A 12,011-nucleotide genomic window follows, 5' to 3' on the forward strand; every position below is an offset into this window, starting at 1 on the left:
AGCGCCCACTCGACGTGGGGCTGGTGGGGCGCAGCGCCCACTCGACGTGGGGCTGGTGGGGCGCAGCGCCCACTCGACGTGGGGCTGGTGGGGCGGAGCGCCCACTCGACGTGAAAGCGGGGACAACACGGGGGGCGCTCAGGCGACCGCGAGGGTCGGGGGCGGCATACGGTTGGCGCGTGGAGCACCCGCGCATGTTCGACACGGCGGACCCGTACCTCGTGCGGCTCAGACAGATCTGCCTGGCCCTGCCCGGCGCCGACGAGAAGGTGTCACACGGCCGCCCGAACTTCTTCACCAGGAAGGTTTTCGCGGTCTACGGCGGCGTCATCAGAGGCGACCACGACCCGTGGCCATACGCGCAGGCGCTGCTGTTCGTCCCGGACTCGGCCGACCGCCCGGCGCTGCTCGACGACGGGCGGGTGTTCGAGCCGGCATACCTCGGGCCCTATGGCTGGCTGGGACTCAACCTGCGCAACGACGACGGGGGCGACGGCGTCGACTGGGCCGAGGTGGGCGAGCTCGTCGATGCCTCCTACCGGCGGACCGCCCCGGCCGGGCTGGTCCGGGAGCTGGACGGCCAGCACGCCGGGCACGAACCACCGACGAACACCACCCACTGAGACACCCCGTGCGCTCCGCGCGGACGTATGGTTGGGCACCGCTCACGAACGTTGACGAAAGGTGCACATGGGACGGCACACCGACCCGGCGGTCGTGACGCGCCGTGCGGCGGTGGCCACGCTCACCGCGTCGGCACTGCTCGTCGCCGCCGGCGTCGCCGTCCTCGTGAAGTCCGGAGGCATGGGCTGGCCCGGGCACACACCAGGGCCCACCGCGTCGACACCACCGTCGAGTGAGGAGCCCGAGCCGTCGCGGACCGCGCCGACGAACACGCCGACCGCTCTGCCCACCGCGACACCCACGACTCCGCTGGCCGTCGTGACGGCTGCCGACGCTCGTGCCGTGCCGAGTCCTCGCGCGTCGGCTCGACAGGCGCCCGCGCCCGCGCCGTCCCCCCGGCCGTCGCCGCCGGAGAGGGGTGGCGCCGGCAACGGAGGGCTCGTCAACGACGTCGTGAACCTCGTCAACATCGAGCGGGCCCGGGCTGGATGCCGCCCGCTCGTCATCAGCGCGTCCCTGCAGCGGGCCGCCCAGGCCCACAGCGCCGACATGGCGGAGAACGACCAGCTGTCGCACGACGGATCCAACGGGGAGTCCTTCGTCTCTCGGCTCCGGGCAGCTGGCTACCGCGGCGGGCCGGTCGGGGAGAACATCGCGGCCGGTCCCTCCTCTGCCAAGGCGGTGATGACGATCTGGATGGGCAGCCGCGCCGACCGGGACAACATCCTCGACTGCCGGTTCACCGCGATCGGCGTCGGCCGAGCCTCGTCCGGCTCGTCCGGCTCGTACTGGACCCAGGACTTCGGCGGCTGACGGTCGAGCCCACCTGCAGGGCCAGGGCGGCGCGATCGTCGGCCGATAGGTTGGCCGACATGCACGCGTGGCACAGCCAGGATCATCATGTCGTGCGGGTCGAGTGGGGCCCGACTGGCGCGGAGGGGCTGACGGCGTATGCCGTCCGGTCCGGTGCGGCGGTCGCAGCCGTCGTCGTCGACGTCCTCAGCTTCACGACCTGCGTGTCTGTGGGCGTCGACGCGGGGATGCGAGTGCATCCCTACCGGTGGAAGGACGAGACCGCGCAGGCTTATGCCGACTCGCGCCGAGCCGTGCTCGCACAACCGCGGTCCCGGGCGCGCACGAAGGGCGGAATCAGCCTGTCCCCCAGCTCGATTCGCGAGGCAAGCGCAGTGAGCGACCTGGTCCTACCGTCGCCCAACGGCTCCACGATCAGTGCGTTGCTGGCGGACGCAGGGGCTGAGGTCGTCGCCGCCTCGCTGCGCAACCACCGGGCTGTAGCGGCGTGGCTGGTCGAGCGGCTCGAGGCGGCTCGGGGGCGGCAGCCGGCCGTCGTGCTCGTGCCCGCGGGGGAGCGCTGGCCGGACGGGTCGCTCCGCCCCGCGGTCGAGGACCTGTGGGGAGCCGGGGCGGTCGTCGCGGCGCTGGCCGCGCGGCTCGAGCACCGCGGCGGCCCGTTGCTGCTGAGCCCCGAGGCCGTGGCCGCGGCAGCTGCGTGGACAGCCGTGGAGGATGGCGTCAGCGAGGCGCTGCTCGCGTGTGCGAGCGGCCGCGAGCTGGTCGAGCAGGGCTGGCCCGAAGACGTCGCGGTCGCTGCGGAGGTCGACGCATCCGACGTCGTGCCCGTCCTCCGGGATGGGGTCTTCGCCTCGCTGGAGCGCTAGTGGCCCATCGCGCTCCAGAAGGCGGACGCGGCGCGTGACTGACGTCCGGTGCGGCGCTCCGACCAGTCGGCCGACGACATCAGCGCGGTCACTGCGTTGACACCGATCCAACGGAACGGCTCGGGCTCCCAGGCGCGGGACGTGCGGCCGGCCCACGGCAGCGACGTGAGGTCCTCCGGGTCGTCACCGGTGATCATCGCGGCAAGGGTGCGGCCGGCGAGCGCCGAGGTGGCCACCCCGTCGCCGACATAGCCACCCGCGAACGCGAGACCGGTGTGCCGGTCGTGGCGCACCGAGGGGAACCAGTCGCGGGGGACGCCGAGGTTGCCTCCCCAGGCGTGGGTGAAGCTCACGTCCTCCAGGACCGGAAACAGCTCGACGAGGATGCGGCGAAGCGCTGCGTGGACGCGGTCGTCGCGGTCGAAGGCCGGCGAGACCTTGGAGGCGTAGTGGTACGGGGCGCCACGGCCGCCGAACGCGATGCGACCGTCGCGGGTGCGCTGGCCGTAGATCGTCAGATGGCGGTTGTCGGCGAACGTCGTCCGGCGCTCGAGACCGATCTGCGCCCAGATGTCATCGGACAGCGGCTCCGTCGCGGTCATCAGCGAGTAGACCGGGGCGATGGCGCGGCGACGGCCGGCCACGGTCGGCGTGTATCCCTCGGTGGCCAGCACGACATGCTCGGCGCGCACCGTGCCGTGGGCCGTGACGATGCGCCGGCTCCGGATGTCGACCGCGCTCGTGCGCTCGTGGATGACGGCACCGCGCTCCTCGACGACGCGGGCAAGGCCTCGGACCAGCCGGGCGGGATGGATCGCCGCGCAGTGCGGGGTCCACGACCCACCGAGCACCTCGGACACGTGGGCGAACTCGGCCACCTCGTGCGCGTCGAGGAGACGGTGGTCTGCCTCCCCGAACCCCCACGACCGGTAGTCGGCGACCTCCTCGCGTACGCGCTCGAGCTGCGCCGGGTTGCGCGCGACGGACAGGTAGCCACCCTGGTCGAAGTGGCAGTCGATGCCTTCCTCCTGCGCGATGCGGCCCACCTCGGCGACAGTGTCGTGCAGCCGCAGCTGCATACGGATCGCCGCATCGCGGCCGCGCTCGCTCGCCATCCGCTTGAGTGACGCCGGGAAGAGGGCCGAGCACCAGCCGCCGTTGCGGCCCGAAGCGCCGAAGCCGGCGACCTCCTTCTCGAGGAGGGCCACCCGGATCGTCGGGTCGACCCGCAGCAGGTGGTATGCCGTCCAGAGCCCCGTGTAGCCCGCGCCGACGATCGCGACGTCGACCTCGAGGTCGCTACCGAGCGACGCGCGGGGCGCGAGGTCGTCGTCGATGGTGTCGTGCCACAGGCTCAGGCCCCGGTAACCGCTCGCAGGCATGCCCGGATTATGCACTGCCAGGATGAGCGCGGAGGGAAGACGCGAAACTCACTTTTCACTGGAATCCCGTTCCAACACCTACGGATTCCGTAGGTGTCGACCAGCGCGGCCAGCCCCTTCCGTGGTATGTCCACGGTGGCGCACTCCGGCGCCCCAAGCTGCGGATTCCGTAGGTGCGGGCCGCCCTGCCGACCACTTCCGTCGTGAGGACGGGGAGGGCATGATGCGCCCATGAGCAACGTCGACCGTGCCCGACTGGCCGAGCTGCACGCGCGGGAGCGAGCCGCCTTCGTCACCGCCCGACCCCGGTCCCAGGCCTTGGCCGAGCGCGCGAAGGCCCACATGCCCGGCGGGGTCCCGATGAGCTGGATGGTCAAGTGGCCGGGAGACTTCCCGGTGTTCGTCGAGCAGGCCAGCGGCGCCCACTTCACCTGCGTCGACGGCATCGACCACGTCGACCTCTGCCTCGGCGACACCGGCGCGATGATGGGGCACTCGCCGGCGCCGACCCTCGAGGCGGTGACGGCCCAGCTCGCCCGCGGCATCACGACGATGCTGCCGACCGAGGACGCCATCGCCGTGTCCACGGGCCTGTCGGAGCGGTTCGGACTGCCCTACTGGCAGTTCACGCTCACCGCGACCGACGCGAACCGGCACGCCATCCGGTACGCCCGGCACCTCACCGGACGGTCCAAGGTCGTCGTCCACAACTACTGCTACCACGGGTCGGTCGACGAGGCCTTCGCGACGCTCGGCGACGACGGCTCGACCGTCAACCGGCGCAACAACATCGGCGCCCCGGTCGACACGGCCGAGACGACCCGCGTCGTCGAGTTCAACGACCTGGACGCGCTCGAGAAGGCGCTCGCCTACGGCGACGTGGCGGCGATCCTCGTCGAGCCCGCCCTGACGAACATCGGCATCGTGCTGCCGGACGAGGGCTACAACGAGGGCATCCGCGAGCTGGCGACGGCATACGGCGCAATGCTCATCAACGACGAGACGCACACGATCTGCGCGGGGCCCTCGGGCTTCACCGGAGCCCACGGACTCTCCCCCGACCTGCTCGTCATCGGCAAGTCGATCGGCGGCGGAATCCCTTGTGGCACATTTGGTTTCACACAGGATGTCGCCGACCGGATCGCGCGATCCGTCGAGCTGGAGGACATCGACGTGGGTGGTATCGGCGGCACGCTCGCCGGCAACGGCCTGTCGATGGCCGCGATGAAGGCGACCCTCGAGCGGGTCATGACGCCCGCCGCGTTCGAACACATGGTGCCGCTGGCCGGCGCCTGGGCGGATGGGGTCCAGTCGGGCATCGACGCCGTGGGCGCCGACTGGCACGTGACGCGCCTCGGCGCCCGAGCCGAGTACAACTTCTCGGCCGCCCCGTCCAAGAACGGACAGGAAGCTCATGATGCTGATGACTTCGAGCTCCAGCAGTACCTGCATCTCTACGCGCTGAACCGCGGGATCCTGCTCACTCCATTCCACAACATGGCCCTGATGTGCCCCGACACGACGGCGGCTGACGTGGCCGCCCATACGGACATGTTCACGGCCTGCCTGCGGGAGCTCTTCGCCTGATCCGGACGACCACCACGCTGCGTACGATGCGGGCATGGGCGTGCCTCTGGCTCGCGCGCAGGAAGGACGCTCCCGCCTGCTGAACGGGCCCGTCCCGGTCCTGGTCCTCGTCGTGGTCGCCGTCGCCGCGGGAGCCCGCCGCGGCGGCTTCACCGACCTGCTCGTGTACCAGTTCGGCGGGCGGGCGCTCCTCGGCGATGCGCCACCGCTCGGGTCGCGAGACCCGGTGACCGGGCTGCGCTTCACCTACCCGCCGTTCGCCGCGGTCGTCATGACACCGGTCGGTGCCGTCCCGGCGTGGCTCGCGGCCGGGCTCTGGACAGGGGCATCGGTCGCGGCGCTCGCCGCGGTCATCGTGGTCGTGCGCCGTGCGCTCGCCCAGCCGTCTCCGGGGTGGCTCGTCGCCCTGCTCACCGCGGGAGCGCTGGCACTCGAGCCGGTCTGGCAGAACCTCACGTTCGGCCAGGTCAACATCCTCCTCATGCTGGCCGTCCTCGTGGACCTGCTCGGACCCGACCGTCGCTGGTCCGGCGTCCTCCTCGGGATCGCGGCCGGCATCAAGCTGACGCCCCTCGCCTTCGTCGTGCTGCTGCTCGTCGTGGGGCGCCGCGCGATGGCAACCCGTGCGACGCTGACGTTCGCCGCCACCGTCGGGCTTGGGTTCGCCGTCGCGCCCTCCTATGCGGTGTCGTACTGGACGCACGGGCTGATCGACGCCGGGCGCATCGGGCCACCGGCGCTCGCCCACAACCAGTCGGTCTACGGCGCGCTCACCCGGCTCCTCGACCACCGGCCGTCGATCGCTGTGTGGCTCGCTGTCGCGCTGCCGGTCTCGGCCGCAGTCCTGGCTGTGGGGGCGGCCTGGTGGGGGCGCGGCGACCGGGTTCTCGCCACCTGCATCACCGCTCTGGCGATGCTGCTCGCCTCACCGGTCGCCTGGTCCCATCACTGGGTCTGGGCGGTGCCCATGGCGCTCGCGCTCTGGGAGCGCCGTCGATGGGTGGCGGCCGCGTGGACCGCCGTGTTCGTCATCCGACCGATCCTGTGGCCGCCGTACGGCCAGGGTCGCGAGTACGGGTGGAGCCCCTTCGAGCAGGTGGTCGGCAACGCCTACCTGCTCGCCGCGCTGGCCGTGACCGCATGGGCTGCCTTGGCGCTCAGGCGCCCCGAACCATCGCACGAGACTCCGCAGCGTGCAGCCACCGCCCCTGGCTAGCCTAGGAGCGCCGACCCTCGACCGCCGGGAGCGCCGATGTCCGAGAACACGACCGACAACCCTGAGCCCGATGCCGTGACCGGCAGCACGTCCTCCCCGACCACGCACGCGACCAGTGGCGACGGCGCGCGGACCGGCCGCCGGACGACCAAGGTCGGCATCGTCGGTGCTGGTGCCGTCGGGGCGACCCTCGCGTATGCCACGCTGATGCGAGGCGCAGCCCAGACCGTGGCGCTGTTCGACCTCAACGCAGCGAAGGTGCGAGCCGAGGCGCTCGACCTGAGCCACGGCATACAGTTCGTCCCGATGGCGCGGGTCCAGGGCTCTGACGACATCTCGGTGCTCGCGGACTCCGACGTCGTGGTCTTCACGGCCGGCGCGAAGCAGAAGCCCGGCCAGTCCCGGCTCGACCTCGCCGAGTCGACCATCGGCATCGTCAAGCAGGTGCTGCCGCGCCTCGTCGAGGTCGCGCCCGAGGCCCTCCACGTCATGGTCACCAACCCGGTCGACGTCGTCACGTATGCCGCTCTGAAGGTGTCCGGGCTGCCCCCCGCGCGGTTGTTCGGGTCGGGGACGGTGCTCGACTCGTCCCGTCTCCGGTTCCTGCTGGCGGAGCACATCGGCGTCGCCGCGCAGAGTGTCCACGCGTATGTCGTCGGCGAGCACGGCGACTCGGAGCTGCCGCTGTGGTCGACGGCCTCGGTCGGGTCGGTCCCTCTCCTGGAGTGGCGTGACTCGCAGGGGCGGCCATCCCTCGACGAGCCTGCACGGGCCAGGATCGCCCGCGATGTCGTCGAGTCCGCCTACCGCGTCATCGAGGGCAAGGGTGCGACGAACTACGCCATCGGCCTGGCCGCGACCCGGATCGTCGAGGCCGTGGTCTATGACGAGCGCCGGATCCTGCCCGTCTCGTCCCTGCTCGACGACTACTACGGCATCGGCGACGTCTGCCTCTCGGTCCCCGCGGTCGTGCACTCCGGCGGCGTCGGCGAGCGCGTCGAGGTTCCGATGACCGAGGCCGAGCTCGCCGGTCTGCGCTCTTCGGCCGAGGCCGTGCGGGCGACGGCACGCCGCTTCGGCTTCTGACCGCTGGTCTCCCCGCTTCCGCCGGTTCGAGGTGCTGCGGCGGAGGCTGCGGACGTGGCGGATCCCGGGGGAGCATCATGGGAGCGTGAGCTCGTCCGCCGCCGCAGATCCGGAGCGGTATGCCGTGACGCCCCGGGCCACGTACCACCACGGTGATCTTCGGCGGGCTCTGCTCGATGCGGGCATGGACCTCGCACGCGAGGGCGGGCCCGACGCGGTGGTGCTGCGCGAGGCGACGCGCCGCGTCGGCGTGTCGGCCAATGCGGCATACCGCCATTTCGCGGATCGCGACGCCCTCCTCGGCGAGGTCGTGTCGCGTGCCCAGAGCCGGGCTGCGGATGTCATCAGCGCGGCGATGGACGCGGTACCAGGCGATCTCGACCCCGGAGCCAAAGCGCGGGCGCGGTTCCGCGCGGTGGGCGTGGGGTACCTGCGGTTCGCGATGAGCGAGCCCGGGCTGTTCCGCACGGCGTTCGCCGTCCCCGTCGACCTCAGTCGCTCCGCCTCGGCCGACGCCGCCGGAGCGTCCGGGCGGACGCCGTTCCAGCTGCTGTCCGACTCGCTGGATGACATGGTCGACGTCGGGGTGCTGCCCACGGGGGAACGACCGGGGGCCGAGCTGCTCGCATGGTCCGCCGTTCACGGCATGGCCATGCTCGCCCTGGACGGACCGCTGCGCGGGCTGCCCAAGGACGCCATTGCCGAGCTCGCCCCGCGCCTCGTCAAGATGGTCGACCTCGGTCTCGGTCTCAGCTCGGAAGGGACGGACCACTAGACCTCGCTGAGGTCATCCGAACCGAGAGCCGCTGTGTGACAACCATTGCGGCGCCTGATGCGTCCTCATGGGTGAGGCGATGGCGCGCCGATGTCGGCGTGGCCTGCCAGAATGAGACGCGCTGCCGCGCCGGAGCTCGACGACCGCCCGAGGGTCGGGACACAGGGGGAAGCATGAAGACCATCCGTATTGACTCGACGCGCGCCGCGCAGCTGGCCGCAGCCACGCTCGTGACGCTCGTGACACTCGCCCTCGTAGCCGCCGCTCCGGCCGCACGGGCTGACGACAGCACCGGCACGCCGACTCCGCCCGCGACCCAGGGCCAGTCCCAGAGTCCTGCGTCGGCCGGCGAGACGACGACGGACACCGGAGCCCCGACCGACACGACGAGCGAGCCGGCCACGACCGCTCCGACCACTACCGCTCCGACCACTACTGCCGCGACCACGACGACGGCACCCACGACGCCTCCGTCGACGCCTTCATCAACGCCTTCCACGACGCAGCAGCCCTCGCCGGTCGTCATCCCCACGAATGCGCCCGCGGCCAAGGTCAAGGACCTCCAGGTGCGGCTCAAGCTCGTCAAGGCCTCCTACTGGCCCTACGCGATCTCGGGTGTGTACGGCTGGACCCTCGGGCAGACCGTGCTCGCCTTCCAGCGCGACCAAGGCCTTCCGGACAGTGGCGTCGTCGACGAGCGCACCTGGTCGCGGCTGGTCGCCCTGACCGCCACCCCGACCCGCCTCGAGGAGGGCGAGTCCGGATACGCCGTGAAGGACCTCATGGTGCGGCTGCGCCTCGTCAAGGCGTCCTACTGGACGTATGCCGTCTCCGGCTACTTCGGGTGGACGCTCACTCAGCGGGTGCGGACCTTCCAGCTCGACCAGAACCTTCCTCAGTCCGCGGTCCTCGACACCCGCACCTGGACGCGGCTCGTGTCGCTCACCGCGACACCGACGGTGCTGAGCACGTCCGCTGCGGCCAACAACGTCAAGGAGCTCCAGCTGCGGCTGCGTGCCAAAGGCCTGTGGCCGTACGCCATCTCGGGCGTCTACGGCTGGACGCTCGGCCAGAAGGTGCTGGCGTTCCAGCGGGCCTACGACCTGCCCCAGTCAGGGGCCGTCGACAAACGCACGTGGGGCAAGCTGCTCAGCCTCACCTACACCCCGGGCACCTTCGACCAGTACCGCTTCGCGGCCGGCCTGCGTCCAACGCTCCCGTCGATCGCGGCCCTCGACACCCGCTGTCGAACCGGCCGGGTCATGTGCGTCGACAAGGGGACCCGAACCCTTACGTGGGTCGTCGACGGGGCGGTGAAGACGTCGATGTGGGCCCGCTTCGGCCGGCCGGGGCTCGAGACGCGCGAGGGCACCTTCAAGGTCTTCAAGAAGTACGAGTACGTCATCTCGAACCTCTACTTCACGCCCATGCCGTACTCCATGTTCTTCTCGGGCGGCCAGGCCGTGCACTACTCCTCCAACTTCGCGCGTCTCGGCTACACGAGCGCCAGCCACGGCTGTGTCAACATCGCGGACCTGGCCCAGATCAAGGCGCTCTACTTCCAGGTGAAGATCGGCGACAAGGTCGTCGTCTACCACTGACCCCGGGCGAGCAGCCTGGCGCCAGGTCACTCGACCTTCGCGGTGACCTTCGCGCCGAGCTCGACGGTGCGGCTCACGGTGCACCACTCGTCGTGCGACCGCCTGACCAGCTTGGGCAGCATCTCCCGGGCAGCGTCACCGGCATCGCCGTCGGGAAAGCGCACCCGGAAGGTGACGTTGATGTCCTGCAGGTGGTTGCCGTTCTCGTCCTTGACCTTGTCCGCAGTGACCTCGACCTCGAAGCTCTCCGGCTCGGCGCGCCGGGTCGTCACCGTGTCGACGTCGACGGCGGTGCACGCCGCGATTCCCGCCAGCAGCAGCTCGACCGGCGACAGCTCGTCGGTCCCCGAGCTGACCGAGATGGAACCGCCGCGCCGGTTGCGGGCCGTGTAGCGGCCCTGGCTGTCGCGGGTCAGGGTGATCGTGCGCAGGTCGGCATCGGTGCTCATGGAGGCAGCCTCTCAGAGAGTCGGGATCGCGTCAGGTTCGGGTGCGATCAGATCCACGCGTCCGCGAGGAGCTCGAACGAGCGCAGCCGGTCCTCGTGGTCGAAGGCCCCGCAGGTGACGATCACCTCGTCGACGCCGGTCGCCTCGACGAACCCGGACAGGCCCTCGCACACCTGGTCGGGCGTCCCGACGAGCGAGACCCGGGTCATCTCGCTCACCGCCTGCCGCTCGGCCGGAGACCACTGCGCCAGCAGGCTCGCGATGTCGCCCTCGGGCTCGGGAAGCCCGGTTCGGCGGCCGGTGACGATGCCGTGGAAGCGGCGCAGGACGCTCGTGAACAGCCGCTCGGCCTCCTCGGCCGTCTCGGCGACCATGATGTTCGCGCCGGCCATGATGCGCGGCGCGTCCAGTCCGCCGGGCTCGGTCGAGGGCTGGAACTGGCTCCGGTAGACCTCGAGAGCGCTCATCAGCGCGGCGGGGGCGAAGTGCGAGGCGAAGGAGTACGGCAGGCCGAGAGCGGCAGCCACCTGCGCGCCGCCGTGGCTCGAACCGAGGATCCAGATCGGCACGCGGGTGCCTTCTCCGGGGAATGCGCGCACCTTCTGGTCGGGGTCGGGGTCGCCGAGGTAGCCGATCAGCTCCTGGACCTCGCCCGCGAAGTTCATCGCCGCGGCCTCGTTGCGGCGCAGGGCTCGGGTCGTGAACGGGTCGGTGCCCGGCGCACGGCCCAGCCCGAGGTCGATCCGGCCCGGGTGCATGGTCTCGAGGGTGCCGAACTGCTCCGCGACCACGTAGGGCGCGTGGTTCGGGAGCATGATGCCGCCCGCCCCGACGCGGATGGTCTCGGTGTGGTCCGCGACATGGCCGATGAGCACCGCCGTGGCGCTCGACGCGACCCCGCGCATGTTGTGGTGCTCGGCCATCCAGTACCGCCCGTAGCCCCACTTCTCGGCATGCCGGGCCAGGTCGACGGTCGAGGCGATCGCCTCGCCGGCGGTGCCGCCCTCGACGACGGGCACGAGGTCGAGAATGTTCAGCTGGGCGCGGGGTCGACTCACACCAGCGCAACGACCACCCGGGCTCGGGGTATTCCGTCGGCCTGGGCTACGGCAGGCCGAGCTGGGACACCTCGTCGTCGTGGTCGGGGCAGAAGGCCTGGACGCCGGCCGCCATCAGCTGCTTGGTGCGCAGGGCGTCGCCGGTGTTGCCGAGGGGCGCGCCCTGGTCGTCGACCGCGATCTGGCGCAGCGTGAGCCCGCCGTTCGCGAGCGCCCAGCAGGTCGTGGTGCCGGTCTCGATGTCGTCGTCGACCGACTCGCCGGTGATCTTCGCGCCGAGCTTCTCGGCCTTGAGCACGAAGCCGGCCTCCTCAGCGCTGATCGTCGGCCGGGCCTGGGCGACGTCGGGCGGCAGGTCGGACAGGGTCGGGTCGGAGCTGCAGGCGGTGAGCGCGAGGGTGGCGAGGACCCCAGCCCCGAGCACGGCGAGCGTTCGGGATCCTACCCACCGGACGGCATACGGCTCGACTGGAGAAGAGCCGACGGCATACGGACGCGGAGCGGCTGCTCCGCGGGGCGACGCGCCCGCCCTGGTGCTGGTGTCCATCGTTACC

The 12,011-nt window shown here is 71.3% G+C and carries 12 protein-coding genes; 8 read left to right on the plus strand and 4 right to left on the minus strand.

Translation table 11 applies throughout. The annotated features are described in order from the left end of the window. Positions 1–179 precede the first annotated feature (179 nt). The 3 genes from ACWEOW_RS19490 to ACWEOW_RS19500 all read left to right on the plus strand — a co-directional run bounded on the left by ACWEOW_RS19490 (position 180) and on the right by ACWEOW_RS19500 (position 2,303). Entirely contained in the window at positions 180–623 is a 444-nt protein-coding gene (locus tag ACWEOW_RS19490) for an MmcQ/YjbR family DNA-binding protein (protein WP_452270897.1), read from the plus strand. Between the two features lie 67 nt (positions 624–690). Beyond that, positions 691–1,437 (plus strand): CAP domain-containing protein, encoded by a 747-nt coding sequence (locus ACWEOW_RS19495; RefSeq protein ID WP_452270898.1) that lies wholly within the window; start codon positions 691–693, stop codon positions 1,435–1,437. Positions 1,438–1,496: 59 nt separating this feature from the next. Continuing rightward, positions 1,497–2,303: a 2-phosphosulfolactate phosphatase gene (locus ACWEOW_RS19500; RefSeq protein ID WP_452270899.1), complete on the plus strand. Its 807-nt coding sequence runs from the start codon at positions 1,497–1,499 to the stop codon at positions 2,301–2,303. On the opposite strand, the gene ACWEOW_RS19505 is transcribed toward ACWEOW_RS19500, so the two are convergent. Further along, complete coding sequence (locus ACWEOW_RS19505; protein ID WP_452270900.1) at positions 2,300–3,685, minus strand: NAD(P)/FAD-dependent oxidoreductase; 1,386 nt, start codon at positions 3,683–3,685, stop codon at positions 2,300–2,302. The genes ACWEOW_RS19500 and ACWEOW_RS19505 overlap by 4 nt on opposite strands. A 231-nt stretch (positions 3,686–3,916) precedes the next feature. Here ACWEOW_RS19505 and ACWEOW_RS19510 point away from each other — a divergent pair, with 231 nt between their 5' ends. The 5 genes from ACWEOW_RS19510 (at position 3,917) to ACWEOW_RS19530 (ending at position 9,950) form a co-directional block, all read left to right on the plus strand. After that, the gene (locus ACWEOW_RS19510) at positions 3,917–5,272 is read left to right on the plus strand and encodes a transaminase (protein ID WP_452270901.1); all 1,356 of its coding nucleotides are present in this window, start codon (positions 3,917–3,919) and stop codon (positions 5,270–5,272) included. A gap of 34 nt (positions 5,273–5,306) precedes the next feature. Beyond that, on the plus strand, positions 5,307–6,488 hold the full coding sequence (locus ACWEOW_RS19515) for a glycosyltransferase 87 family protein (RefSeq protein WP_452270902.1): 1,182 nt from the start codon (positions 5,307–5,309) through the stop codon (positions 6,486–6,488). A 36-nt stretch (positions 6,489–6,524) separates the two neighbouring features. Beyond that, positions 6,525–7,574: an L-lactate dehydrogenase gene (locus ACWEOW_RS19520; RefSeq protein WP_452270903.1), complete on the plus strand. Its 1,050-nt coding sequence runs from the start codon at positions 6,525–6,527 to the stop codon at positions 7,572–7,574. An 85-nt stretch (positions 7,575–7,659) separates the two neighbouring features. Further along, on the plus strand, positions 7,660–8,349 hold the full coding sequence (locus ACWEOW_RS19525; RefSeq protein WP_452270904.1) for a TetR/AcrR family transcriptional regulator: 690 nt from the start codon (positions 7,660–7,662) through the stop codon (positions 8,347–8,349). A gap of 173 nt (positions 8,350–8,522) precedes the next feature. Next, entirely contained in the window at positions 8,523–9,950 is a 1,428-nt protein-coding gene (locus tag ACWEOW_RS19530; protein WP_452270905.1) for a L,D-transpeptidase family protein, read from the plus strand. Between the two features lie 26 nt (positions 9,951–9,976). Here the strand turns inward: ACWEOW_RS19530 and ACWEOW_RS19535 are convergent, their stop codons facing one another. The 3 genes from ACWEOW_RS19535 to ACWEOW_RS19545 are packed head-to-tail and all read right to left on the minus strand — an operon-like array spanning position 9,977 to position 12,004. Next, positions 9,977–10,399 (minus strand): OsmC family protein, encoded by a 423-nt coding sequence (locus ACWEOW_RS19535; protein WP_452270906.1) that lies wholly within the window; start codon positions 10,397–10,399, stop codon positions 9,977–9,979. A gap of 47 nt (positions 10,400–10,446) precedes the next feature. Then, positions 10,447–11,457, minus strand: coding sequence for an LLM class flavin-dependent oxidoreductase (locus ACWEOW_RS19540; protein ID WP_452270907.1), 1,011 nt, complete (start codon positions 11,455–11,457; stop codon positions 10,447–10,449). A gap of 46 nt (positions 11,458–11,503) precedes the next feature. Continuing rightward, entirely contained in the window at positions 11,504–12,004 is a 501-nt protein-coding gene (locus ACWEOW_RS19545) for a hypothetical protein (RefSeq protein ID WP_452270908.1), read from the minus strand. Positions 12,005–12,011 lie beyond the last annotated feature (7 nt).

It is taken from the genome of Monashia sp. NPDC004114 (genome assembly GCF_053603855.1).